At 64.1% G+C, this 25,429-nt stretch carries 23 protein-coding genes; 20 read left to right on the top strand and 3 right to left on the bottom strand.

Translation table 11 applies throughout. The features are described from left to right. The first annotated feature begins 7 nt into the window (after positions 1–7). The 12 genes from ACRSCF_RS05285 (at position 8) to ACRSCF_RS05340 (ending at position 13,974) form a co-directional block, all read left to right on the top strand. Positions 8–1,318 (top strand): ABC transporter substrate-binding protein, encoded by a 1,311-nt coding sequence (locus ACRSCF_RS05285; RefSeq protein WP_017403960.1) that lies wholly within the window; start codon positions 8–10, stop codon positions 1,316–1,318. 35 nt (positions 1,319–1,353) lie between these two features. Next, positions 1,354–2,211: a carbohydrate ABC transporter permease gene (locus ACRSCF_RS05290; protein ID WP_151019603.1), complete on the top strand. Its 858-nt coding sequence runs from the start codon at positions 1,354–1,356 to the stop codon at positions 2,209–2,211. A 4-nt stretch (positions 2,212–2,215) separates the two neighbouring features. Next, complete coding sequence (locus ACRSCF_RS05295) at positions 2,216–3,037, top strand: carbohydrate ABC transporter permease (protein WP_026062016.1); 822 nt, start codon at positions 2,216–2,218, stop codon at positions 3,035–3,037. 23 nt (positions 3,038–3,060) lie between these two features. Continuing rightward, positions 3,061–4,113, top strand: a complete 1,053-nt coding sequence (locus ACRSCF_RS05300) for an ABC transporter ATP-binding protein (protein WP_432675266.1) — start codon at positions 3,061–3,063, stop codon at positions 4,111–4,113. A gap of 62 nt (positions 4,114–4,175) precedes the next feature. Beyond that, positions 4,176–5,615 (top strand): D-arabinitol 4-dehydrogenase, encoded by a 1,440-nt coding sequence (gene dalD / locus ACRSCF_RS05305; protein WP_432675268.1) that lies wholly within the window; start codon positions 4,176–4,178, stop codon positions 5,613–5,615. A 1-nt stretch (position 5,616) separates the two neighbouring features. Continuing rightward, complete coding sequence (locus ACRSCF_RS05310) at positions 5,617–6,585, top strand: carbohydrate kinase family protein (protein WP_016445528.1); 969 nt, start codon at positions 5,617–5,619, stop codon at positions 6,583–6,585. 62 nt (positions 6,586–6,647) lie between these two features. After that, positions 6,648–7,580, top strand: a complete 933-nt coding sequence (locus tag ACRSCF_RS05315) for an AraC family transcriptional regulator (protein ID WP_016445529.1) — start codon at positions 6,648–6,650, stop codon at positions 7,578–7,580. A gap of 279 nt (positions 7,581–7,859) precedes the next feature. Then, positions 7,860–8,510 (top strand): c-type cytochrome, encoded by a 651-nt coding sequence (locus ACRSCF_RS05320; protein ID WP_016445530.1) that lies wholly within the window; start codon positions 7,860–7,862, stop codon positions 8,508–8,510. 139 nt (positions 8,511–8,649) lie between these two features. Further along, on the top strand, positions 8,650–10,833 hold the full coding sequence (locus ACRSCF_RS05325) for a cytochrome c biogenesis protein ResB (RefSeq protein ID WP_267178062.1): 2,184 nt from the start codon (positions 8,650–8,652) through the stop codon (positions 10,831–10,833). Next, entirely contained in the window at positions 10,830–12,167 is a 1,338-nt protein-coding gene (ccsB, locus tag ACRSCF_RS05330) for a c-type cytochrome biogenesis protein CcsB (RefSeq protein ID WP_016445532.1), read from the top strand. Before ACRSCF_RS05325 ends, ccsB begins: the two co-directional genes overlap by 4 nt. Before the next feature lie 192 nt (positions 12,168–12,359). Further along, on the top strand, positions 12,360–13,340 hold the full coding sequence (msrP, locus tag ACRSCF_RS05335; RefSeq protein WP_016445533.1) for a protein-methionine-sulfoxide reductase catalytic subunit MsrP: 981 nt from the start codon (positions 12,360–12,362) through the stop codon (positions 13,338–13,340). Positions 13,341–13,353: 13 nt separating this feature from the next. Next, the gene (locus ACRSCF_RS05340; protein ID WP_026062808.1) at positions 13,354–13,974 is read left to right on the top strand and encodes a sulfite oxidase heme-binding subunit YedZ; all 621 of its coding nucleotides are present in this window, start codon (positions 13,354–13,356) and stop codon (positions 13,972–13,974) included. Here ACRSCF_RS05340 and ACRSCF_RS05345 read toward each other — a convergent pair. Then, positions 13,971–14,798 (bottom strand): MBL fold metallo-hydrolase, encoded by an 828-nt coding sequence (locus ACRSCF_RS05345; protein WP_012207382.1) that lies wholly within the window; start codon positions 14,796–14,798, stop codon positions 13,971–13,973. The genes ACRSCF_RS05340 and ACRSCF_RS05345 overlap by 4 nt on opposite strands. Positions 14,799–14,889: 91 nt before the next feature. After that, the gene (lptM, locus tag ACRSCF_RS05350) at positions 14,890–15,171 is read right to left on the bottom strand and encodes an LPS translocon maturation chaperone LptM (protein WP_082254145.1); all 282 of its coding nucleotides are present in this window, start codon (positions 15,169–15,171) and stop codon (positions 14,890–14,892) included. A 12-nt stretch (positions 15,172–15,183) separates the two neighbouring features. Between lptM and cyaY the strand changes: the two genes are divergently transcribed. Further along, a complete protein-coding gene (cyaY, locus tag ACRSCF_RS05355; RefSeq protein WP_016445535.1) occupies positions 15,184–15,522 on the top strand; it encodes an iron donor protein CyaY in 339 nt (112 codons plus the stop codon). Between the two features lie 70 nt (positions 15,523–15,592). Here the strand turns inward: cyaY and ACRSCF_RS05360 are convergent, their stop codons facing one another. After that, positions 15,593–17,917, bottom strand: a complete 2,325-nt coding sequence (locus tag ACRSCF_RS05360) for a penicillin-binding protein 1A (RefSeq protein ID WP_017406662.1) — start codon at positions 17,915–17,917, stop codon at positions 15,593–15,595. 371 nt (positions 17,918–18,288) lie between these two features. Here ACRSCF_RS05360 and ACRSCF_RS05365 point away from each other — a divergent pair, with 371 nt between their 5' ends. From ACRSCF_RS05365 to ACRSCF_RS05395, 7 genes are all read left to right on the top strand, one after another. Further along, positions 18,289–19,368, top strand: coding sequence for a pilus assembly protein PilM (locus tag ACRSCF_RS05365; RefSeq protein WP_026062715.1), 1,080 nt, complete (start codon positions 18,289–18,291; stop codon positions 19,366–19,368). Continuing rightward, complete coding sequence (locus ACRSCF_RS05370) at positions 19,365–19,976, top strand: PilN domain-containing protein (RefSeq protein ID WP_016445538.1); 612 nt, start codon at positions 19,365–19,367, stop codon at positions 19,974–19,976. Before ACRSCF_RS05365 ends, ACRSCF_RS05370 begins: the two co-directional genes overlap by 4 nt. Beyond that, complete coding sequence (locus tag ACRSCF_RS05375; RefSeq protein WP_016445539.1) at positions 19,976–20,656, top strand: type 4a pilus biogenesis protein PilO; 681 nt, start codon at positions 19,976–19,978, stop codon at positions 20,654–20,656. The genes ACRSCF_RS05370 and ACRSCF_RS05375 overlap by 1 nt, the downstream gene beginning before the upstream one ends. Continuing rightward, positions 20,653–21,201, top strand: a complete 549-nt coding sequence (locus ACRSCF_RS05380) for a pilus assembly protein PilP (protein WP_034364816.1) — start codon at positions 20,653–20,655, stop codon at positions 21,199–21,201. Before ACRSCF_RS05375 ends, ACRSCF_RS05380 begins: the two co-directional genes overlap by 4 nt. Continuing rightward, positions 21,198–23,351 (top strand): type IV pilus secretin PilQ, encoded by a 2,154-nt coding sequence (pilQ, locus tag ACRSCF_RS05385; protein ID WP_016445541.1) that lies wholly within the window; start codon positions 21,198–21,200, stop codon positions 23,349–23,351. The genes ACRSCF_RS05380 and pilQ overlap by 4 nt, the downstream gene beginning before the upstream one ends. Before the next feature lie 22 nt (positions 23,352–23,373). Then, positions 23,374–24,801, top strand: coding sequence for an Ig domain-containing protein (locus tag ACRSCF_RS05390; protein WP_016445542.1), 1,428 nt, complete (start codon positions 23,374–23,376; stop codon positions 24,799–24,801). 65 nt (positions 24,802–24,866) lie between these two features. Continuing rightward, on the top strand, positions 24,867–25,397 hold the full coding sequence (locus tag ACRSCF_RS05395) for a shikimate kinase (protein ID WP_016445543.1): 531 nt from the start codon (positions 24,867–24,869) through the stop codon (positions 25,395–25,397). Positions 25,398–25,429 lie beyond the last annotated feature (32 nt).

Here is a 25,429-nt window from a genome sequence, read left to right on the forward strand (position 1 = left end):
GACAGACATGCACAGCTTGCTCAGGGCGGGCGCGGCGCTGGCCGTGGCCGCATCGGCCGCCGGCGCACAGGCCGACACCGAACTCGTGATTGCGACCGTGAACAACGGCCACATGATCGAGATGCAGAAACTCTCTGCCCGCTTCGAGCAGGCCCATCCCGGCATCACGCTCAAATGGGTCACGCTGGAAGAGGGCATGCTGCGCCAGCGAGTGACCACCGACATCGCCACCAAGGGCGGCCAGTTCGACGTGATGACGGTGGGCCTGTACGAGGTGCCGATCTGGTCGAGGAATGGCTGGCTGCTGCCGATTGCCACCGATGCCGCCTATGACGCAGACGACTTGCTGCCTTCCATCCGCAAGGGCCTGTCGCACGAAGGCAGGCTCCACGCCCTGCCGTTCTATGGCGAGGCATCGATGCTCATGTACCGCCGTGATCTGGCCGAAAAGGCGGGTTTCACCATGCCCGCGCAGCCGAGCTGGGAGCAGGTGCGGGAATTTGCCGCCAAGGCCCATGATCCCAAGGCTGGCGTCTACGGCATCTGCCTGCGCGGCAAGCCGGGCTGGGGTGACAACATGGCCCTGGTCACCACCATGGTCAACACCCACGGTGGCCAGTGGTTCGACATGCAATGGAAGCCGCAGCTGGACACACCGGCCTGGAAGAAGGCGGTGGGTTTCTATGTGGAGCTGCTGAAGGCCTACGGGCCGCCCGGCGCATCGGCCAACAGCTTCAACGAGAACCTGGCGCTGTTCAACGAGGGCAAGTGCGCGGCCTGGGTCGATGCCAGCATTGCGGCCTCGTTCGTGGGCGATCCACGGCAGTCCAAGGTGGCCGGCAAGGTGGCGTATGCGGCCGCTCCCGTGGCCTCCACGCCCAAGGGGGCGACGTGGCTGTGGACCTGGAACCTGGCCATTCCCGCCAGCTCCAGGAAGGTGGATGCGGCCCAGGCCTTCATCAAATGGGCCACTTCCAAGGAGTATGTGCAGCTGGTGGCGCGCGAGCATGGCTGGCGCGCCGTTCCCACGGGCACGCGGCAGTCCACCTATGCGAGCGCCGAGTTCCAGAAAGTCGCGGACTTTGCCGGCGCCGAGAAAAGCGCCATCGACAGCGTGAGCCTGAGCGATGCGACCGAGCCGCGCTCACCCTACATCGGCGTGCAGTACGTGGCCATCCCCGAGTTCCAGGCCATAGGCATTGCCGTGGGGCAGCAAGTCAGTGCGGCGCTGTCGGGCAAAGCCACGGTGGAGCAGGCGCTCAAGACCTCGCAGACCCTGGCGGACCGCGAGATGAGGAAAAGCGGCTACTACAAGTGATGGCTGCCTCGATGCTTCGACCAAGCCCCGCGCCCATGACGCGCCTGCTGCCCCGCGCGCTCATGGCTCCCGCCGTGGCCGTGCTGCTGTGCTGGATGCTGGTGCCGCTGCTGATGACGGTGTATTTCTCGTTCGTCGACTACAACCTCATGCAGCCGGGCGGCCACCCCTTCGTGGGCCGGCGCAACTACGAGTTCTTCGTCACCGACCCGGACTTCATGCCCGCCGTGCGCCAGACCCTGGTGTTCCTGGCCAGCGTGGTGTCGATCACCGTGGTGCTGGGCGTGCTGCTGGCGCTGCTGGTCAACGAGCCATTTCCGGGCCGCGGCATGGTGCGCGTGCTGCTGATCTCGCCCTTCTTCGTGATGCCCGCCGTCAACGCGCTGCTGTGGAAGCACATGATGATGAATCCCATCTACGGCGTGCTGGCCAGCCTGTGCAGGGCGCTGGGCCTGGAGCCTGTGGACTGGCTGACCGAGGTGCCGCTGCTGTCCGTGGTCATCATGGTGTCCTGGCAGTGGCTGCCTTTTGCCTGCCTGATCTTCATCACCTCGCTGCAGTCGCTGGACCGCGAGCAGATGGAGGCGGCGCGCATGGACGGCGCCAATGCCCTGCAACGTTTCCACCACCTCACGCTGCCCCATCTGGCCCGACCGATGGCGGTGGTGGTGATGATCGAGATGATCTTCCTGCTGGGCGTGTTTGCGGAGATCGCCATCACCACGGCGGGAGGCCCGGGCAACGAGAGCACCAACCTCACCTATCTCATCTACAAGCAGTCGCTGATGCATTTCGACGTGGGCGTGGCCTCTGCGGGGGCATTGTTCGCCGTGGTGCTGGCCAACATCGTTGCCGTCTTCCTGATCCGCATCGTCGGCAAGAGCCTGGACTGAGCGCATGACGGCCCCTTCACTTTCCACCGCCTTGCGTGCCGCCGCGGCCTGGGCGCTGGCGCTGCTGCTGTTCTTTCCGCTGGGCTGGCTGTTCCTGACCGCGTTCAAGACCGAGCTGCAGGCCATTGCCGTGCCGCCGCTGTTCGTGTTCGAGCCCACGCTGGCCAACTTCGGCGAGGTGCAGCAGCGCAGCAACTACCTGCTGCACGCGCGCAACTCCTTGGTCACCAGCCTGGGGTCCACCCTGGCGGGCCTGGCCATCGCCGTGCCCGCCGCCTATTCGATGGCCTTCTTTCGCACGCGGCGCACACGCGATGTGCTGATGTGGATGCTGTCCACCAAGATGATGCCCGCCGTGGGCGCATTGCTGCCCATCTACGTGCTGGCCCAGGGCGCCGGCCTGCTGGACACGCTCACGGTGCTGACCGTGGTCTTCACGCTGTCCAACCTGCCCATCATGGTGTGGATGCTCTACAGCGCGTTCAAGGACATCCCGCACGAGATCCTCGAAGCCGCGCGCATGGATGGCGCCGGCCTGTGGGCCGAGTTCCGCCATGTGGTGCTGCCGCTGGCGCTGGGCGGCATTGCCTCCACGGGCCTGCTGTGTCTGGTGCTGAGCTGGAACGAGGCCTTCTGGTCGCTCAACCTCAGCAGCGCGCGCGCCGGCACGCTGGCCACGCTGATCGCCTCCTACTCCAGCCCCGAGGGGCTGTTCTGGGCCCGTCTTTCGGCCGCCTCGCTTTTGGCCATCGCGCCCATCGTGGTGTTCGGCTGGTTCAGCCAGAAGCAACTGGTGCAGGGCATGACCTTCGGCGCCGTCAAGTAGCCGCTCTTCCAACCAAGAAAACCATGGCCTATCTGCAACTGCAAGACATGCGCAAGAGCTTTGGCGAGGCGCACATCATCCGTGGCGTGGACCTCGCCATCGAGCGCGGCGAGTTCATCGTCTTCGTCGGCCCCTCGGGCTGCGGAAAATCCACGCTGCTGCGCCTGATCGCGGGGTTGGAGTCCGTCAGCGCGGGCCATCTGCTGCTCGATGGGCGCGACATCACGCACGCGCCCTCGGGCCGGCGCGATCTGGCCATGGTGTTCCAGAGCTATGCGCTGTACCCGCACATGAGCGTGTACGACAACATGTCCTTTGCGCTGCGCCTGGCGGGCGTGCCGCGCAAGGAGATATTGCGCAAGGTCGGCCGGGCGGCAGCAACGCTCAATCTCACGGCCTGCCTGGAGCGCCGCCCGGGCGAGCTGTCGGGCGGGCAGCGCCAGCGCGTGGCCATCGGACGCGCCATCGTGCGCGAGCCCAAGGTCTTCCTGTTCGACGAGCCGCTGTCCAATCTGGATGCGGCGCTGCGCGGCAACACGCGCGTGGAAATCCTCAAGCTGCACCGTGCATTGGGCGCCACCACCATCTATGTGACGCACGACCAGGTGGAGGCCATGACCCTGGCCGACCGCGTGGTGGTGATGCGCGACGGCGCCATCGAGCAGGTGGGCTCTCCTCTGGAGCTCTATGACCGCCCGGCCAACCGCTTTGTCGCGCAGTTCATCGGCATGCCGCCGATGAACCTGCTGGCGGCCCATGCCGTGCCGGGCCTGTCGGCCAGCACGCAGGGGCGCTTGCCGCGGGACGGCACGCTGGGCATACGCCCCGAGGCGCTGCGCCTGTCCCAGGCAGATGCAGGTCCCAGTGATGGGGCTGGCGTCCAGGGGCGCGTGGACCTGATCGAAGCCTTGGGTGCCGACACGCTGGTCCATGTGGACGTGGCCGGCGTGCCGCTGGTGGCGCGCCAGACCGAGCGCATGCCGCTGGCCGTGGGCGATGGGGTGAGGGTGTCCCTCGACCCGGGCTGCATGCTCCATCTGTTCGACCGCGATGGCCGTGCGCTGGCGGCCTGCTGAGCCTGGCGGCCGAGCCCTGCCTTCTTCTTTCCGTCTCTTCCTATCCCTTTGTCCGGGACACCATGAACGCGACTGCCCCCTCCCTTTCCCGCCCCACGGTGCTGCACCTGGGGCTGGGCTCTTTCCATCGCGCGCACCAGGCTGCCTACCAGCAGCGATTGATGGATGCGGGCGACACGCAGTGGGCGCTGGCGGGCGCCAACCTGCGCCCTGACATGGCGCAGACGCTGGACGCCCTGGTGCGACAAGGCGGTGCCTACACGCTGGAGACGATTGCGCCCAACGGCACGGTGCACTACCAGTGGATGGATGCCTTGAGCGAGGTGATTCCGTACGCGCCCGGGCTGGCCGCCGTCGTGCAGCGGGGCGCCTGGCCGGCCACCCGCATCATCTCCTTCACGGTCACCGAGGCCGGTTACTGCCTGGATGGTCAGGGAGCGCTCGACGCCGCGCATCCCGATCTGGCGCAGGACCTGGAGCGCGCACGCCGGGGAGAGGCGGGGACCACCCTCTATGGCGTGCTCTGCGCCATCCTGCAGGCGCGCCGCGCCACCGATGCCGGCCCCGTCACGCTGCTGAGCTGCGACAACCTGCGCCACAACGGCGACCGCCTGCGCTCCGGCCTGCTGGCCTTCATGCGCCAGGCACAGCTGCATGGGCTGGCCGACTGGGCACAGCGGCATACCAGCTGCCCCAACGCCATGGTCGATCGCATCACTCCCCGCCCGCCACCTGAGCTGCGCGCGCGCGTGCTGGCCGCCACCGGCCGCGACGACGAGGCCGCGGTGATGGCCGAGCGCTTCACGCAATGGGTGATCGAGGACCGCTTCATTGCCGGGCGCCCCGCCTGGCAGACCGTGGGCGTGGAGCTGGTACCCTCGGTGGCGCCTTACGAAGAGGCCAAGATCCGCATCCTCAACGCCAGCCACAGCTGCATCGCCTGGGCCGGGACGCTGGCGGGCCTGGAGCATATCCACGAAGGCTGCGCCGTGCCCGCGATACGCCAAATGGCCTGGGACTACGTGACCCGGGATGTGATCGCCTGCCTTTGCGCACCGGGCCGGCCCAGCCCGCTGGACCTGCCGGCCTACCGTGACACGGTGCTGGAGCGCTTTGGCAATGCGGCCCTGCGCGACACCAACCAGCGTGTGGCGGCCGATGGGTTTGCCAAGATCCCCGGCTTCATCGCGCCCACGCTGCGCGAGCGGCTGGCGGACAACGCCGCCATCGATGCCGCGGCCATGCTGCCTGCGCTGTTCCTGGCCTTCCTGCAGCGCTGGCACCGGGGCACACTGCCCTATGCGTACCAGGACCAGGCCATGGACCCGGCGGTGGCGCATGCCATCTGCGCGGCGCCCGATCCCGTGGCCTCGCTGTGCGCCGAGCCGCTGCTGTGGGGCGAGGTGGCAGGCCATCCGCAGCTGGTGGAGTCGGTGCGCCGGGCCTCGGAGCGGGTACGGGCATTTGTGGACAGAACCGAAACATGCACAAGGCGGAGCTGACATGCGCATAGCCATCGTGGGCGAGGCCCTGATCGATTTCACCGCCACGGGTGGCCTGGCCTTCCAGGGCCATGAGGGCGGGGCGCCCGCCAATGGCGCCATCGCGGCGGCACGGCTGGGGCAGGCCACGGGCCTTGTCTCGCAGCTCTCGGAGGACCTATTTGGCGAGCGCCTGTTCGCGCACCTGCAGCGCAACGGCGTGGACATGCGCCTGGTGCAGCGCTGCAGCGCGCCCAGCACGCTGGCCTTTGTGGAGCGCGGCGAACACACCAACCGCTATGCCTTCTACATGCAGGGCACGGCCGACACGCTGTGGGCGCCTGCCGAGCTGCCGAAGTTGCCGGACGAATGCCGCATCCTGCAGTTCGGCTCCATCGCGCTGCTGCATGCGCCGGCGGGGCCGCGCATCCTGGATCTGGTGGCCGCGCAGCGCGGTCGGCGCCTCATCGTCTTCGACCCCAATGTGCGTCCCACGCTGATCCGCGATGCGCAGGCCTTCCGGCGCGACTGCCTGGCCTGGCTGGCCCTGGCCGACCTGGTCAAGCTCAGCGACGAGGATGCGGCCTTCATCGCGCCCGGTCAGCCGGTGCTGGAGGCTGCCGGGAGCTGGCTGTCGCGCGGGCCCAGGGCCGTGGTGCTCACGCAGGGGGCCGAGGGCGCCACCTTGCTGCGCGCAGGTCGCGCTCCGCTGTCGGTGCGCCCGCCTGCAGTGCCGCTGGCGGACACCATCGGCGCGGGCGACACCTTTGGCGCGGCACTGTCCGTGGCGTTGCTTGAGCGCGGCGTGGAGCAGGCGCAGCAGTTGCAGTCCCTGCCAGATGCCGCGTGGCGCGAGGTGCTGCGCTTTGCGGCCACGGCTGCCGCGCTCAACTGCACGCGCGCCGGCGCCCAGCCGCCCTGGCGTGCGGAGCTGGATGCCGCGCTTGCGGGCCTGGATGCTGCGCAGGCGCAGCAGCACCACAGGGCGTAGCGGCCGCCGGTGTTACCGTGCGCCCTGTGCCCGTCTCCATCGTCCCTGATTGACCGACTGCCATGCCCAGCACACGCCGCCGCCCGCCGCGCCAGCGCCATCCCGAACTGGAGCGCGACTTTGTCCGCACGCCCGCCCTGGGCTATGAAGACGTGGAGGGCAGTGGCCTGGTGCGCTGCCTGGCGCATGGTTTCCCGAGTCCGCTGGTGCGCTGGCATTTCCATGACGAGTACGAACTGCATCTCATCACCCACACCTCGGGCCGTGCCTTCGTGGGTGACTGGATAGGGCCGTTCGAGCCGGGCCACCTCGTGCTGTGCGGGCCGCGCCTGCCGCACAACTGGATATCGTTCGACGTGCCCGAGGCCGGCGCGCCCGAACGCGATCTCGTCATCCTGTTCAACCACGATCCCATTGCCCGTGCGGCCGAGCAGATCCCCGAGATGCGCGAGGTGCTGCAGCTGCTGGATCGCGCGCGGCACGGCATCGAGTTCTTCGGCATGGCCGAGGCAGCGCGCGTGCACTGGGAGGCGGTCCGGGGTGCGCGCGGCATGCGCCGCTTCGCGGCCTTTTGTGATCTGCTGTCCGATCTTTCCGAATGCACGGACTACCGGCTGCTGTCGGCCGTGCAGATGCAGGGCGTGCAGGCCGAGGCCCAGGTGGACCAGATCAACGAGGTGGTCAACCGCATCATGGCGCGCGTGAACGAGCCGCTGAGCCTGGCGGACGTGGCGGCCGAACTGGGCATGAGCGAAAGCCGCTTCAGCCGTTTCTTTCGCCGTGCCACAGGCAACAGCTTCACCGACTTTGTCAGCCGCGTGCGCATCAACAGTGCCTGCCATCTGCTCATGCAGACCGATTGCTTCATCGCCGATATCTGTTTTCAGGTCGGCTTCAGCAATCTGGCCAACTTCAACCGGCGCTTCCTTGAAATCAAGGGGATGACGCCCTCGGAATTCCGCAGGCAGGCCGAAAGCCGCTTCGGCGCGGGCTGAGGCGGGCGAGGGACCTGGAATCCGGGAAAGAAGGGGTGTGGTATTGCGCGCCACATGGGTAGAGCCCTTATTGCCGCGCTGGCACAGATCGATATGCTGGGTTGCGAAAAACACATGTTCCGCACCGGATCCGTGGCCAGTTTGTGACCACGATCAAGGAATGTGTCTTCCTCTGCGCGCAGGGGCGAAAGCAGGGTTCCTGACGATATCAATCACAGGGGGCCCCATTGTAGAATCCGCCGAATTTTGCGCTTTCAACAACAGAACCACGCCCTCGATATGAAGTTGCTTGCCTCTTTGCTGACGGCTGCCATTCTTGCTGCAGCCCCCGCCTTTCCCGCTTTCTCCGCTGGCGAGGCACCTGCTGCCCCGGCTCAGCCGAAGGCGGCCAAGGCCGATCTGGCGAAGGGCGAGGCCAGCTACACCGCCGTCTGCGCGGCATGCCATGCGGCTGACGGCAATTCGACGGTGCCCATCCAGCCCAAGCTGGCCGGCCAGCATCCCGAGTACCTGGTCAAGCAGTTGCTGGAGTTCAAGGACGACAAGCGCAAGGACCCGGTGATGAAGGGCTTTGCCAGCATGCTCAGCGAGCCTGACATGAAGAACATCGCCGCCTGGCTGCATGCGCAAAAGCCCAAGGACGGCTTTGCTAAGGACAAGGACCTGGTGGCCATGGGCGAGCGCATCTACCGTGGTGGCATCCAGGAGCGCAACATCGCCGCCTGCGCAGGCTGCCACAGCCCCAACGGCGCCGGCATCCCGGCCCAGTACCCGCGTCTGGCCGGCCAGCACGCCGACTACACCACCACCCAGCTCACGGCCTTCCGTGACGGCAAGCGCGGCAATAGCATTCAGATGACGCAGGTTGCTGCCAAGCTTAACGATCGCGAAATCAAGGCCGTGGCAGACTACATCGCTGGCCTGCGTTGATGTGCTCCCGGAACCGATGCGGTTCCCAGGGTAATCACCGGGAACCTATTGCCCTATAGACGCCCCAAGCCAGGCGGGTCCATCGCATGAATGCAGATGGTCCCGCTTTTTTCATTCGGGTTTTGGTTTTTCGCTCTTCATGTCAGACAACTCTTCCGGTGCCGCTCTTGCCTCCCCCCGCCCGCAGGCCGCGCGCGCGATGCTGGAGCTGCTGGCATCGATGCGCTTTGCGATCTCGCTGCTGACGGTCATCTGCATTGCCTCGGTGATCGGCACCGTGCTCAAGCAGCATGAGCCGGTGGGCAACTACGTCAACCAGTTCGGACCGTTCTGGGCCCAGCTGTTTCTTGCGCTCAAGCTCAATGCGGTCTACAGCGCCTGGTGGTTCCTGCTGATCCTGGCCTTTCTGGTGATCAGCACCTCGCTGTGCGTGGCACGCCATGCGCCCAAATACCTGGCCGATCTGCGCAATTTCAAGGAAAACGTTCGCGAGCAAAGCCTCAAGGCCTTCAGCCACCGTGCGCAGAATGTGGTGCCCGGCAGCACCGAGGAAGCCGCCAGGCGCCTGGGCCAGCAGCTGGTGTCGGGCGGCTGGAAGGTGCGGCTGCAGCAGCGCGATACGGCGGCCGGTCCCGGCACGGGCTGGATGCTGGCGGCCAAGGCGGGCGCGGCCCACAAGCTGGGCTACATCGCCGCCCATGGCGCCATCGTGCTGATCTGCCTGGGGGGGCTGTTCGACGGTGACCTTATCGTGCGTGCGCAGATGTGGCTGGGAGGCAAAACACCTTATACCGGCGGTGGCCTGATCTCCGAGGTGTCCGAGCAGCACCGGCTGAGCGAACGCAACCCCACCTTCCGCGGCAACCTGCTGGTGACCGAGGGCGGCACGGCGGGCACGGCCATCCTGTCGCAGTCCGATGGCGTGCTGCTGCAGGAGCTGCCCTTTGCGGTGGAGCTCAAGAAGTTCATCGTCGAGTACTACTCCACGGGCATGCCCAAGCTGTTTGCCAGCGAGGTCGTCATCCACGACAAGGCCACGGGCGAGAAGCTGGAAAAGCGCATCGAGGTCAACCACCCGGCCAGCTACCGCGGCATCGAGATCTACCAGTCCAGCTTTGATGACGGCGGCTCGTCGGTGAAGCTGCATGCCGTGCCGCTGGAGGCCGGGACCAAGCCCTTCGATGTCGAGGGCGTGATTGGCGGCTCCAGCCAGTTCACGCGCAAGCTCGCCGACGGCAAGGACGAGGCGCTGACGCTGGAGTTTGCCGAGCTGCGCACCATCAACGTCGAGAACTTCGGCGGTGCGGGCGGCGCCAGTGGCAGCGCCACCGATGTGCGCAAGGTGGACCTGAAGCAGGCCATCGACGAGCGCCTGGGCGCGGCCCACAAGACCGTGACCAAGAAGGAGCTGCGCAACATCGGCCCCAGCATCCGCTACAAGCTGCGCGATGCCGCGGGCCAGGCGCGCGAGTTCCAGAACTACATGCTGCCCGTGGACACGGGCGACGGCCAGCGCGTGTTCCTGCTGGGCGTGCGCGACAACCAGGCCGACGCCATGCGCTATCTGCGCATTCCCGCCGACCCCGAAAGCGAAATGGACACCTTCCTGCGCCTACGCAGCGCGCTGCAGGATCCCAAACTGCGCGAGCAGGCGGCCCGGGCCTATGTGGCCAAGGCCATCGATTCCTCGCGCGCCGAGCTGAGCGGTGCGCTGGCGCAGTCGGCCACCAAGGCGCTGGAGCTGTTCGCGGGACAGACCGACAAGAAGGGGCCCGATGGCAAGCCGCTGGGCGGGCTGCAGGCCATCTCCGATTTCATGGAAAGCAATGTGCCCGCGGCCGAGCGTGAACGCGCGGGCGAGGTGCTGGTGCGCATTCTCAATGGCGTGCTGTTCGAGATGGCCCAGATCGTGCGGGCCCAGGCCGGCCAGGCACCGCTGGAGCCCAGCGAGCAGACGCAGTCCTTCATGACACAGGCCGTGTTCTCGCTCAGCGACGCGCAGTTCTACCCCGTGCCCATGGTCTTCATGCTGCAGGACTTCAAGCAGGTGCAGGCCAGCGTGTTCCAGGTGGCGCGTGCGCCGGGCAAGAACGTGGTGTATCTGGGCTGCCTGTTTCTCATCATCGGCGTGTTCTGCATGCTGTACGTGCGCGACCGCCGCATCTGGATCTGGCTCACGCCCCGCGATGGCCAAAGCCATGCCGAAATGGCCTTGTCCACCAATCGCAAAACGCTCGATGGTGATAGAGAATTCGCCATGCTGGCCGGCAAGCTGATAGGCGCCGAGCCCATCCACAAGAAACCCCCCGGAGGTTCCGCATGAACACCGCCACCACGACGACTTTGACGCTCAACGAGGGCTTCTTCGCCCGCCGCAACTGGTTCGACTGGGTGTTTGCGGCCCTCGTGGCGGCGGGGCTGCTCTATGCGCTGCAGCGCTATGGCGAGTACATGGATGTCTACGAGAAGTGCATCCTGGTCGGCACCATTCCCGCGGCCATCTGGCTGGGCTGGTTCTGGCGCTCGCTGCGGGCGCTGATGCTGGTGGTGGCCGGGCTGTCGCTGCTGGCCATTGCGCTGTACCAGGGGCCGGAGGGGGCGCAGCTGGCGCGCTCGGACACGGTGTTCGGCCTCAAGTACTTCCTGTCCAGCCAGTCGGCCATCCTCTGGATGAGCATGGTGTTCTTCATCAGCACCGTCTTCTACTGGATCGGCATGTTTGCGCGGGGCGAGGGCACGGCGCTGTCGCTGCTGGGCTCGCGCCTGGCCTGGCTGGCCGTGACGCTGGCGCTGGTGGGCACCATGGTGCGCTGGTACGAGAGCTATCTGATCGGCCCTGACGTGGGGCACATCCCGGTCAGCAACCTCTATGAAGTGTTCGTCATGTTCTGCTGGATGACGGCGCTGTTCTATCTGTACTACGAACAGCACTACGACACGCGCGCCCTGGGTGGCTTCGTGATGCTGGTGGTCAGCGCGGCCGTGGGCTTTTTGCTGTGGTACACGCTGGTGCGCGAGGCGCACGAGATCCAGCCCCTGGTGCCGGCGCTCAAGAGCTGGTGGATGAAGCTGCATGTGCCGGCCAACTTCATCGGCTACGGCACCTTCGCGCTGGCTGCCATGGTCTCCTTCGCCTACCTCATCAAGCAGCAGGCCACGGAGACGCGCTGGTACAAGCTCGCCCCGCTGTGGATGCTGGGCGTGGTGCTGTGCTTCGAGCCCATCGTTTTCCGCAAGGGTGCGACCGACAACGGCGGCAGCTACTGGATGGTGTACTTCGGCGTCTCGGCGCTGATCGTGGCCGGCATCCTGCTGGCGCGCAAGCGCATCGCCGAGCGGCTGCCCAGCTTCGAGCTGCTGGACGATGTGATGTACAAGTCCATCGCCGTGGGCTTTGCCTTCTTCACCATCGCCACCGTGCTGGGCGCGCTGTGGGCGGCCGAGGCCTGGGGCGGCTACTGGAGCTGGGACCCCAAGGAGACCTGGGCGCTGATCGTCTGGCTCAACTACGCGGCCTGGCTGCACATGCGCCTGGTCAAGGGGCTGCGCGGCACCGTGTCCGCCTGGTGGGCGCTGGGCGGGCTGGCCATCACCACCTTCGCCTTCCTGGGCGTGAACATGTTCCTGTCGGGACTGCACAGCTACGGCGAGCTGTGATCCGCTGCTGATTCGGACCGCCGCCGAACAAAGGGCTGCATGCGCCGGCGCGCATGCAGCCCTTTTTGTATCCGGCTCTTTTTCATGGCAGTTGAGGCTGGGGCGTAGCATGGAACTTGCGCGGGCCTGCAAGGCTCCCAATCGTCATGCCGCCCGGTACCCCTGCCGCAGCAGGCACTTTCGGAGATTCCCATGCTGATCCGCTCCCACGACAACGGCTTCCAACATCCGCAAGGCAGCGAAATCACGCCCCGGGCGAGCTACCTGCAGCGCCGGGCCTGGCTGCAGTACCTGGCCGCAGGTTCGGCCGGTGCCGCCTTGCCGGGCTGGGCGGCAGGCGTGCAGCGCCCCGGCAAGCTGGCGGCGCTGGCTTCCGTGCCTTCGCAGGTGCCGGGTGCGAACTCCATGGAGCGCGTCACCGCCTATGCCGATGCGTCGCAGTACAACAACTTCTACGAATTCGGCCTGGACAAGGACGATCCTGCCAAGAACGCCCACACGCTCAAGACGCGGCCGTGGACAGTGAAGATCGAAGGCCTGGTCCAGCAGCCGCAGACACTGGACCTGGATGCGCTGCTCAAGCTCGCACCGCTGGAAGAGCGCATCTACCGGCTGCGCTGCGTGGAAGGCTGGTCCATGGTGATTCCCTGGGTCGGCTATTCCCTGGCCGAGCTGCTGCGCAAGGTGCAGCCGCTGGGCAGTGCCAAGTACGTGGAATTCGTGACCCTGGCCGACAAGGCGCAGATGCCGGGCCTGCGCAGCGGCGTGCTGGACTGGCCTTACACCGAGGGGCTGCGCCTTGATGAAGCCATGCACCCGCTGACGCTGCTGGCCTTCGGCATGTATGGCGAAGTGCTGCCCAACCAGAATGGCGCGCCCGTGCGGCTGGTCGTGCCGTGGAAATACGGCTTCAAGAGCGCCAAGAGCATCGTTGCCATCCGCCTGACCGACAAGGAGCCGGGCACGGCCTGGAACAAGGCGGCGCGCAACGAGTACGGCTTTTATTCCAATGTGAATCCGGACGTGCCGCACCCGCGCTGGAGCCAGGCCACGGAGCGGCGCATTGGCGAGGATGGCCTGTTCGCCAAGAAGCGCAAGACGCTGCTGTTCAACGGCTACGAAGCCCAGGTCGGCCAGCTCTACACGGGCATGGATCTGAAGAAGTTCTATTGATGCGGCCCATGCAATGACGGTGTTACAGCGCCTTTTGCTGCACCGGGCGGCCAAGCCGCTGGTGTTTCTTGTGTGCCTGTTGCCGTTTGCGTGGCTGCTGGCCGGAGCCATCCTGAACACTCTTGGCGCCAATCCGGCCGAGGCCCTGCTGCGCTCCACGGGCGACTGGACGCTGCGCTTTCTTTGCGTGGTGCTGGCCGTGACACCGCTGCGCCAGGCGCTGGGGCTGACGGCGCTGGCGCGCTTTCGGCGCATGCTGGGCCTGTATGTGTTCTTCTACGCCGTGCTGCACCTGCTGTGCTATGCGTGGTTCGACATGGGGCTGGACTGGGGCGAGATCGTGCTCGACATCCCCAAACGCCCGTTCATCCTCGTGGGCTTTGCGGCCCTGCTCTTGCTGACCGCGCTTGCCGCCACATCGCCGCACCGTGTGCTCCGGGCCATGGGCGCAAAGCGCTGGCAATGGCTGCACCGCTGCATTTATGCGGTGGCGCCGCTGGCCCTGCTGCATTTCTTCTGGATGCGCGCGGGCAAGAACAACTTCGCAGAGGTCGGCGTATACGCCGCCATTCTTGCGCTGCTGCTGGGCTGGCGTGTGGCCCATGCACTGCGCCGCCGGCGCGCCAGAAGCTAGCCCGCGACGGCGCGCAGGGCAGGGCGCAGCTGGCGGGTGACGGGGTCGATGTCCGCCATGGGCAACTGGTAGTTGCGCTGGTCGAACAGATCAATGCCGCACTGCAGGCCTTCCAGCCAGTTGAACAGGTCGGCAATCGCCTTGGCGCCCATGATGGGCGCGCCGTGCTGGGGCACGATCATGTCGATGGGCAGCTGGCGCGCCATCTGCACCCACAGCCGCAGGATCTTGTTGGAGACCATGTAGCGGCGGTGAAAGCCTTCCATGCGCGCGATGTGCGGCACCAGATCGGTCACCGGCACCTGTGCCTCGATGCCGTTCATCAGGGACACGCCCAGGTCGCCCGTAAACAGGATGCGGCTGACGGGATCGTAGAAGTGGAAGTTGCCCTCGGCATGCAGGAAGTGGGCGGGCAGCAGGTGCAGCTCATGGCGGCCCAGCGGCAGCCGGCCGCCGGCGTCCGGCACGCCGATCACGCGGTTCTCGGTCTTGCCGACCTTGGTGAAGTGGGGCGCAAAGCGCTCCCAGATGCGCGAGATCACCAACTGGGCCTTGGTGCTGGTCATCCAGCGATCCAGCGAGGCAATGATGTCGGGATCGGCGTGGGAGGCAATCAGATAGGAAAGCTTGTGCGGCGCGAAATGCCGAGACATGCCCATGAACAGCTCGTTGAACGCGAGATTGCCGCCCGGATCGATGATGGCGCCCGTGTCGTCATCGACGATGAGGAACTGGTTGGCCTGGATGGCCTGTCCATCTTCCTCGATGAGGTCGGTGAACATCAGGCAGGCGTGGTTTTTGTCTCGGTAAAGCTCTACGGGCATGGCGGGTTGTCGAGGGACAAGATGCGGTCACTCTAAGCGCCATGCCATGCAGCGGGGTTGACGTGCATCAAGCCGCAGTGCGGCTGCCGCGTCAGTCGGCCTGTGGCCTGCGGGAGTCCGAGGCGCCCGTGGGCGTGGAGCTTTCCTCGACGGCTGCATTGGAGGGGCCGGTCGGCAAGGTGGTGGGCGCCGGTGCGGGCGTTGCCCGCTCGGCCGGGCTGGAGATGCCCAGGGTCTGCGGCAGCGTGGCGCGGTGGCTGGCGGCTGGCGAGCTGGGCAGGAACAGAGGCCCCTTCTGCCCACAGGCCGCAAGGGACGCCGCACAGGCCCCAAGGGCAATGCACCTGACTAGAATTTGCGAGGCTTTCAACATAAGCGAATTGTAATGACCGACCAAGAATTTCTGGACCTTGCCGAACGACTGCTGCTGGCGGTGGAGCAAGACTGCGATCGCATCAACGATGAAACCGATGCCGACCTCGATGCCCAGCGCGTGGGAGGCATGGTGACCCTGGTCTTTGCCAACCGCAGCCAGATCGTGATCAACCAGCAAAAGCCGCTGCACGAGATCTGGCTGGCCGCCAAGGCCGGCGGCTTCCACTACCGCTACGACGCGTCGCAGGGCGCCTGGCTCGATACCAAGGGCGCGGGCGAGTTCTTCGCCAACCTGAGCCGCTACGCCACCGAGCAATCGGGCCTGGTGCTGCAGTTCTCGGCACGCTGAGACCCCGGCTTTCGGCTGGCTCCAAAAGAAAAGCCCGGCATGGCCGGGCTTTCTTGCGTGGTCGACCGCCTCAGTTGCGGAACAGGTCGAGGATGCGGTTGCGTTCCTCGGTGGCGGGCGGGGGCGTGGCGCCTGCGGCGCTGCCCGTGGATGCACTGTCCATGCCCAGGCTGCTGACGCCGCCGTTGCGCGCGTTTTCCTCGTAGTACCACTCGCCGCCCATGTTCACGACGCCGGGCGGCACGGGCATCTCGGCCACGGGAACGCCCTTGAGCGCGTGCTGCATGAAGCTGATCCAGATCGGCAGGCTCAGGCCGCCGCCGGTCTCGCGGCTGCCCAGGTTGCGCGGCGTGTCGTAGCCGATCCAGGATACGGCGGCCAGTGTGGGCTGGAAGCCCGCAAACCAAGCATCCACCGAATCGTTGGTCGTGCCGGTCTTGCCATACAGGTCGGGGCGCTTGAGCGTGGACTGCGCGCGCGCTGCCGTGCCAACGCGCGCCACGTCCTGCAGCAGGCTGTCCATGATGAAGGCGTTGCGCGCGTCAATGGCTTGGGGCAGTTCCTGCACCGGGGGCGGTGTGAATTCGGACAGGATGCGGCCTTTGTGATCGGTGACGCGGGAAATCAGCCAGGGATTGACGCGGTGGCCGCCGTTGGCGAACACGGAGTAGCCTGCCGCCAGCTGCAGCGGCGTGACGGCACCTGCGCCCAAAGCCATGGTCAGGTAGGCCGGGTGCTTGGCGGCGTCAAAGCCGAAGCGCGTGACCCACTCCTGGCCCTGCTTTGGCCCCACGGCCTGCAGCAGCCGGATGGAGATCATGTTCTTGGACTTGTTCAGGCCTGTGCGCATGGTCATCGGCCCGTCGTAGCGGCTGTCGTAGTTCTTGGGCTCCCAGGGCTGCCCCCCCGTCACGCCCGCACTGAAGAACAGCGGTGCGTCATTGATCATGGTGGAGGGCGAGAAGCCCTTTTCCAGCGCCGCGGAGTAGATGAAGGGCTTGAAGGCCGAGCCGGGCTGGCGCCAGGCCTGGGTCACATGATTGAACTTGTTCTTCTGGAAGTCGAAGCCGCCGATCAGGGCGCGCAAGGCGCCCGTCTGGGGAACCAGGGCCACGAAGGCGCCTTCCACCTCGGGCAGCTGCGTGATTTCCCAGGTGTTCTTGGGCGTCTTGACCACGCGGATCACGGCGCCGGGACGGATCTTGATGTTGGGCGGTGCCTTGGGGTTCAGGCCCGATTCGGCAGGCTTGAGGCCTTCGCCCGTGATCTCGATCTGCTCGCCGTCGGCACGGGCCGCCAGGATCTTGCGCGGGTTGGCATCCAGCACCACGGCGGCGAGCACGTCTCCGTTGTCGGGGTGGTTGGCCAGGGTGTCGTCGATGGCGTCTTCACGGTCCTCGGCGTCGGCGGGCAGGGCCACGAACTTCTCGGGGCCGCGGTACTTCTGGCGGCGCTCGTAGTCCATGATGCCGCGGCGCAGCGCGGCGTAGGCGGCTTCCTGTTCGCCGGCATTGATGGTGGTATAGACGTTCAGTCCGCGCGTGTAGGCCTCGTTGCCGTACTGGGCAAAGATCAGCTGGCGCGCCATTTCGGCCACGTACTCGGCATGCACCCGGGTGTTGAAGGAGCCTGTGCGGATCTTCAGCGGCTCGGCCTTGGCTTCAGTGGCCTGGGCCGCCGTGATGAAGCCGTTTTCCTCCATGCGCTCGATGATGTAGAGCTGGCGCGAGCGGGCGCGCTTGGGGTTGCTGATCGGGTTGTAGGCCGAGGGCGCCTTGGGCAGGCCGGCCAGCATGGCGGCTTCGGCGACGGTGATGTCCTTGAGCGGTTTGCCGAAATAGGCTTCACAGGCGGCGGCAAAGCCATAGGCCCGATTTCCCAGATAAATCTGGTTCATGTAGATCTCGAGAATCTGGTTTTTGCTCAGCAGATGCTCTAGCTTGAAAGTCAGTAAGACTTCGTAAATTTTGCGTGTAAAAGTTTTTTCGGAAGACAGATAGACATTGCGTGCCACCTGCATGGTGATGGTCGATGCGCCCTGGCTTTTCACGCGGCCCAGATTGGCCAGCGCGGCGCGCGCCATACCTTTGTAGTCGACGCCACCGTGCTCGAAAAAGCGGGTGTCTTCAATGGCCAGCACCGCGTCGGTCATCACTTTGGGGATGTCCTGGATGGGTGTCAGCGTGCGCCGCTCCTCGCCGAACTCGCCCAGCAGGGCGCCTTCGCTGGAGTACACGCGCAGCGGCAGCTTGGGCCGGTAGTCGGCCAGCTCGGACACGTCGGGCAGGTTGGGGTAGGCCATGGCCAGGGCCACGGCCACGGTCAGCATCAGGGCCAGCGCGCCGGCGACGGCGATGCCCGCCAGCCATAGCAAGGCCTTGGGAAACCAATGCATGGGCTTGGACGGAGCGGAGCGAGGCTTTCCAGCCTGGGGTTCTCGGGAGTCTGAGGGCGGCATGTCGCAGGGAGTGCTGAGGAGTGCCGCATTATAAAAATGCGTTCCCCAGGGGGTCGGTAGGAGGCGGCTGCACACGGTTGCCAGCATGGCCGCAAGCCTCGCATCCTAAGCCAGGCGTACAGGCCGACATGCAAGCAGGGGTGCATTCCTGTCGCATTTGATGGCCCGCAACAATGTCTGTTTTTGGCCACTACCGTCAACCATGCTCCGGCAGGCATGGTGAGTTGCGCGCAGTCTTGCTGATAGCATTCAACCTATATGTGAAGGTTTGTTGCGTTCTTTACATACACAAGAAGAGGGAGGGCAAGTTGATTGCTATGGGATCCTTATTCAGTCGCCAGCCCGCACCTTTGCTAGGCATCGACATCAGTTCTTCGAGCGCCAAGCTCGTTGAGCTGTCTCGTGCCAGGTCGGGCGAACTGTTGCTGGAGCGCTGTGCCATCGAGCCGCTGGAGCGGGGATGGATCACGGATGGCAACATCGAAAAGTTCGACGAAGTGGCAGAGGCTGTACGGCGGCTGGTCAAAAAAAGCGGCACGCGGACCAAGAACGTGGCCATGGCATTGCCGGCTTCGGCCGTGATCACCAAGAAGATTTCGCTGCCCGACGGCATGAGCGAGCAGGAACTGGAGGTCCAGGTCGAATCCGAGGCCAATCAGTACATTCCTTTTTCGCTCGACGAAGTGAGTCTGGACTTCTGTGTTATAGGCCCGTCATCGAATTCGCCTGGCGACGTGGATGTGCTCATTGCCGCCTCCCGCCGCGAGAAGGTGCAGGACCGCCAGGGCCTGGCCGAGGCGGCCGGCCTCAAACCGATGGTCATCGACATCGAGCCCCATGCCTCCCGCATGGCCGCCGGACGGTTGATCGAGCGCCTGCCCAATCAGGGCAACAACGCTTTGGTGGCGCTGTTCGAGGTAGGCGCCATGACGACCAGCATGCAGATCCTGCGTGACGACGAGGTGCTGTACGACCGTGACCAGGCCTTTGGCGGCGCCCAGCTGACGCAGCTGATCGCGCGCCAATATGGCTTCTCCCTTGAAGAGGCCGAGTCCAAGAAGCGCAACGGCGAACTGCCGGAGGACTACGCCTCCGCCGTGCTCAAGCCCTTCGTGCAGAGCATGACGCAGGAAGTGTCGCGCGCACTGCAGTTCTTTTTCACCAGCACGCCCCACAACCGCATAGACCACATCCTGCTGGCTGGCGGCTCGGCACCGCTTTCCGGCCTGTCCGAGGCCATCACGCAGCAGACCGGATTCGCCTGCAGCCTTGCCAACCCCTTCGATGGCATGGAAGTCGGCAGCGGCGTGCGCCTCAAGCGCATGTCGCGCGAGGCCCCCGCCTACCTGACCGCCTGCGGTCTGGCCATGCGGAGGTTTGTGTCGTGATCCTGATCAATCTGCTTCCTCACAGAGAAGCCACACGCAAGCGACGCAAGGAAGCATTCCAGGCCACCATGGTCCTTTCGGCCCTGATAGGGGTTTTGATCATTGGTGCTGTCTACTGGTGGTACCAGATGATGATCGAAGCCCAGCAGGCAAAGAACAGCATGCTGCGCGCCGAGATCACGGTGCTGGAGTCCCAGATCAAGGAAATCGCCGGGCTGGAGGATGAGATCACTGCCCTGCGTGCACGTCAGAAGGCCGTGGAAGACCTGCAGTCCGATCGCAATCTGCCGGTGCACATGCTCAACGAGCTGGTGTCCCAACTGCCCGATGGCGTCTACATCACCAGCATCAAGCAGGAAGGTCTGGCCGTGACCATGCAGGGCACGGCGCAGTCCAATGAGCGGGTGTCCGAGATGCTGCGCAATCTGTCCGAGGGAACGCCCTGGATCTCCAAGCCGGAACTGGTGGAGATCGTGGCCAAGACGGTCAACGTCACGCCCAAGGACCAGCGCCGTGCTGCAGCGTTCAATCTGCGCTTCCAGCTCACGCGCGCCAGCGTTGCGGAGAAAGGCCTTCCGACGGCGGCCAACCCAGGAAAGTCCCAGTGATGGCCAAGAAGAAAAAGAACGACATCGACTTCTCCGCACTGCAGGAGAACATCCAGCGCCAATTCCGTGGTCTTGATCCCAATGATCCTTCGCGGTGGCCCTTGCTGCCGCGTTTTCTGTTGTGCGTTGCCATTGCGTTGGGCGTTGCCGCCTTGCTCTGGTACGTACTGATCAAGGACTATGAGGACATGCTGGAGCAAGAGCGCAACACCGAAGTCACGCTGCGCCAGGACTTCAGCCAGAAGCTGTCCAAGGCGGTCAGCCTGGATGGCCTGAAGAAGCAGCGTGAACAGGTCCAGCAATATGTGACACAGCTGGAAAAGCAGTTGCCCAGCAAGGCGGAAATGGCTGCGCTGCTCTCGGACATCAACCAGGCCGGACTGGGGCGCAGCCTTCAGTTTGAAACGTTCCGCCCCGGGGCGATGGTGGTCAAGGAGTACTACGCCGAGCTGCCCATTGCTTTGAAGGTCACAGGACGCTTTCATGACATCGGTTCATTCGCTTCCGACGTGGCCTACCTGTCTCGCATCGTGACCTTGAACAACTTGTCGATTGTCCCTGTGGGCAAGGACGGAAGCGAGGTCCTGAGCATGGAGGCGACGGCGCGAACCTTCCGCTATCTGGATGCCGATGAAGTGCAGGCGCAGCGCGCGGCTGCCGGGAAGGGCAAGAAGAAATGAGACACATGCGCTGCAGCGTCTTGCTTATGTTGTCTGGCTGTTTGGCCGTCTCGGGCTGCACTTCTTCTGATCAAGAGGAGTTGCAAACCTGGATGGCTCAGGAGAAAGCCAATGCAAAGCCTCGGGTCAAGCCTTTGGAAGAGCCCAAAGCGTTTACGCCCCAAGCCTACCTGGGGGCTGATGGCATGGACCCCTTCAATCCCTTGAAACTGATGCAGGTGCTGCGCAAGGAATCGGCCCAGACCAATGCGAATACCAGCCTGATTGCCGCAGAACTCAACCGCCGCAAGGAGCCGCTGGAAGCAGAGCCCCTGGATGCAATGACCATGGTGGGCAGTCTGGACAAGAAGGGTGTGCCTACGGCGCTGATCAAGGTAGGAGCCTTGCTGTATCAGGTTCGTGCAGGAAATTACCTGGGACAGAACTACGGAAAGATCACCCGGATCACGGAGACTTCCATCCAGTTGCGGGAAATCGTCCAGGATGGCAGCGGCGACTGGATAGAAAGAAATAGCACACTGGAGTTGCAGGAGGGAAGGAAATGATGGGTACACATCGCAGCATGTCTCATAAAGCTCGCTGGGGAATCGCCTTGGGCGGTTGGTTGCTGGGCTCCTTTGCATGGGCGCAGTCCGCTATAGAGTCGGTCTCCGGTTCCCTCCAGGGGAGCACCGAGGTGGTGCGCATCGAGCTTTCCGAAGCGCTGGCTGCGGACCCGACCGGATTTGCGATCCAGTCGCCTGCACGGATCGCGCTGGATTTTCCTGGCGCAACCAATGCGACGGGCAAATCGATGGTCGAGCTCAACCAGGGCAACCTGCGTTCCATCAATATCGTGGAGGCCTCGGGCCGTTCCCGGCTGGTGCTGAATTTGAAAACGGCGACTTCCTACCGCACTGAGCGCCAAGGCAAGGCGTTGCTGATCCTGCTGGATCCTGTAGCTGCGTCTGCTGCGGTGAAGCCTTCTGCACAGCAGGGTGTGTTCGAAGCCAAGACAGCCGTCGGTAGCGATGTCCAACCCATTCGGGATGTTGATTTCCGTCGTGGCAGCGATGGCTCGGGCCGCATCGTCGTGGGATTGAGCAATAGCCAGGTCGGCGTGGACCTGCGCCGCGAAGGCAAGGAACTGGTCGTCGATTTTCTGCGTTCCTCCCTGCCTGAAGGCTTGCGCCGCAAGCTGGATGTTGCGGATTTCGGAACACCGGTGCAGACAATCTCATCGGTGCAGCAGGGGGAATCCGTGCGCATGCGTATCGCTCCCGTCGGTGACTGGGAGCACAGTGCCTACCAAAGCGACAGCCAGTTTGTGATCGAGGTCCGCCAGAAAAAGGTGGATGTGAGCAAGCTCACGCAGGGCCCCGGCTACAGCGGTGAAAAGCTCTCCCTGAATTTCCAGAACATCGAAGTGCGGTCCCTGCTGCAGGTGATTGCCGACTTCACGAACTTCAACATCGTGACCTCGGACACGGTTTCCGGGGCGCTGACCCTGCGTCTGAAGGATGTTCCCTGGGACCAGGCGCTGCAGATCATCATGGATGCCAAGGGCCTGGGCATGCGCAAGTCGGGCTCGGTGCTCTGGATTGCGCCCAAGGATGAGATCGATGCGCGCACCAAGCGTGACTATGAAGCCGCCATGGAAATCCAGAAACTGGAGCCGCTTCGGACCCAGAGCTTTCAGCTGAACTATGCGAAGGCAGCCGATATTCTTCAACAGATCAGCGCAAGCAGCGGTGGTGGCGGCGGGACTGGCGGAACCTCCACCAGATTTCTGTCTGAGCGCGGATCTGCGATTTCGGAGCCCCGAACCAACCAGCTGTTCGTGACCGACACAGCCACGAAACTGGAAGAAGTGAAGGTGCTGCTGGCGACACTGGACGTGCCTGTTCGCCAAGTGCTGATCGAAGCTCGTATCGTTGAAGCCCGTGACACATTTGGCCGTGCACTGGGCGTCCGTCTAGGCGGCGGGGATTTGCGGGCTCAACGCGGTGGGGATGGGGGATACAGCATTGGTGGGGATAACCGCGTGGCCATCGGTACGGGTTTTGACAATGCCAATGCTTCAGCTGGGGCAAGCGGGCAGGCTGTGAATACCTCGGGAAATTTTGTCAATCTGCCTGGGAAGCTGTCAAACGTGGCGAACTCCGGGACGTTTGCCATGTCTATTTTCAATGCGGCTGCAAATCGATTCCTGACTCTTGAGCTTTCTGCCATGGAGTCCGATGGCCAGGGAAAGATCATTTCCAGCCCGAGGTTGGTAACGGCTGATCAAACCAAGGCATTGATTGAGCAGGGTACTGAGTACCCCTACTCTGTGACTGCGCCTAACGGTGCGACGACCATTGCTTTCAAAAAGGCTGTTCTGAAACTGGAGGTGACGCCTCAAATCACTCCCGAAGGCGATATCATTCTGGACCTCGATGTCAACAAGGATTCACGTGGTGAGAGCACGTTGCAAGGCGTTGCCATCGATACCAAGCATGTGCGTACCCAGGTTCTTGTCCAGAATGGTGGAACTGTAGTGATCGGCGGTATCTTCGAGATGGAGGAGACCAATACGGAAAACAAGATTCCGCTATTGGGCGATGTCCCTGTTCTGGGGCATCTTTTCAAAAGTCGCGTGAGAGAGTCCCAGAAGCGGGAAATGCTGGTATTTATTACACCGAAGATGTTGGCTGACATCAGAAGTGCTCGTTGAATGTAGTAGGAGATAGATAATCATGCAAAAAATCATGTTCGGTGCCATGCTGGCACTCGGTCTGGCCGGGTGTGGTGGTGGTGGAGGGAGTGCTGGTGAGACAAATCAGCCGTATACCATTTCGCTGCGCGCAGATAAGACGCAGCTGCCGGTGAATATTGGAAATGCCGGTCCTGGTATTGGTGCTGATGCGGCATATACGACAACAATGTATGTCGAGGCTCGTCAAGGAAATATGCCTATTCCTGGTGGGGATGGCATTTTTCAATGCGCCGTGACTGCAGGTCTTGATTCGGCAGTTCTGTATTATCTGGATGGAACGGATAAAAAAGACGATAAAGGAAATATCTCAGCCAGTCGTTCCATTGTGCTGGGCTCCAACTCTGGTAGTGCCACTTTCCACTTGCACGCAATCGACAAGGCTGGTGTAGCAAGCGTGACTTGCACGGTGACCGATCCCCGCGATAAGCGCCAGGTGAGTGCTGTGACCAGTGTTAATGTCGGTGGCGCTGCGCAGGGCATTCCTGCCAGCACGCTGGCCGTGACCCAGACGCCTGGCTATCTGGGATCCCGCGACAACCTCTCCAATCTGCGAAATAACGTAGCACTGGAAGTGAAGGTGGTCGACGACCGCAATCAACCGGTCACTGGTACCAGCCCCAATGTGCAGGTTCGGATTTTGCCCAGCTCGGCTTATGAAGGTGCGCGCCTGATCTCTGGATCCAAGGCTGGCTCTTCGTTGCAAGTCAATTCGCTCAACGGCATCGCACAGCTGTCGCTTTCCAGTGGCCCCGATAGCGGCGCCATCGTGCTGGAAACGACCGTGGACCGCCGGGACAATGATGTCAGCAATGGCATTCAGGATCCCATCAGGGCCTATACCGTTGTGGGTGTCTACCATGAGATCGCCAAGACGCCTCTGGCCCTGCCTGATGGCTTGAGCATCACGGGTGTCAAGGACCAGCCTCTGGTGTACGGCTTTGCAGCAACAGGCGGCATTCCTCCTTACCGCTGGTCGACACTGGGCGGTGTTCCAGACGGTATGCGCCTGAGCAGCGACGGCGTGCTTTCCGGTACGCCGACGGTGGTCGGAACCTTCAACATGCTGGTACGTGTGCAGGACGCACAGGGCACCGTGGTCGACAAGACCGTGACCGTGACCATTGCGGCCAAGGCACCTCTGGCCTTCACTGCACCGACCATCTCTGGCGTCCGTGGTGTGGCCCTGGCGTACGCACTGTCGGCAACCGGCGGTACCGCTCCCTACACGTGGGTGAGTCTGGGTGGCACTCCCGAAGGGCTGGCGTTGTCCAGCGACGGCATCTTGTCGGGTACTCCGACGGCGGATGGCACCTTCAACATGATCGTGCGCGTCACGGATGCCGACAACACGGTGATCACGAGGAACATGACCATCACGGTGGCCAAGCCGGCAACCACGACGCCGTAAAGGCGATGCCGTTCACGGCCATGGGAGATAATTTTGATTTCCCATGGCCCGTGCGGTAACAGCAAATGGATGTTTCAGGCTTGGTAACCCGGGTGGCCCTGATCGGCCTGCCCGGCTCCGGCAAATCGACCATAGGGCGCCAGCTGGCGCGCCTGTGGTCGATGCGTTTTGTGGATTCGGACCATGTGATCGAGCAGCGCCTGGGCTGCAGCATCCGGGAGTTTTTCGAGCGTGAGGGCGAGCAGGCTTTTCGCGACATGGAGTCGCAGGTCATTGATGAGCTGTCGGCCTCCACATCCAGCCTGCTGTTGTCCACGGGCGGCGGCGTGGTGCTGCGCGAGCAAAATCGCCGCCATCTGCATGAGCGCACCCAGGTCTTCTACCTGGATTGCACGCCAGAGGACATCGCCGCGCGGCTGCGCAACGATGTGACGCGGCCCTTGCTGCAGGTGGAGGATCCGGCGTTGCGCCTGCGCGAGTTGCTGCTGCAGCGCGAGCCCCTGTATCTGGAGACGGCGCACTTCGTGATCCAGACATCCGGCCTGTCTGTGGCGCAGGCCGCCCAGCGCATACGCATGCAGGCGGAGCTGGCCTGAACGCTGCCCGCTGGAACACCAAAGGCCTCGGC

The sequence above is a fragment of the Delftia sp. 11MD genome (assembly GCF_050907895.1).
Classification (GTDB): Bacteria; Pseudomonadota; Gammaproteobacteria; order Burkholderiales; family Burkholderiaceae_C; genus Comamonas; species Comamonas tsuruhatensis.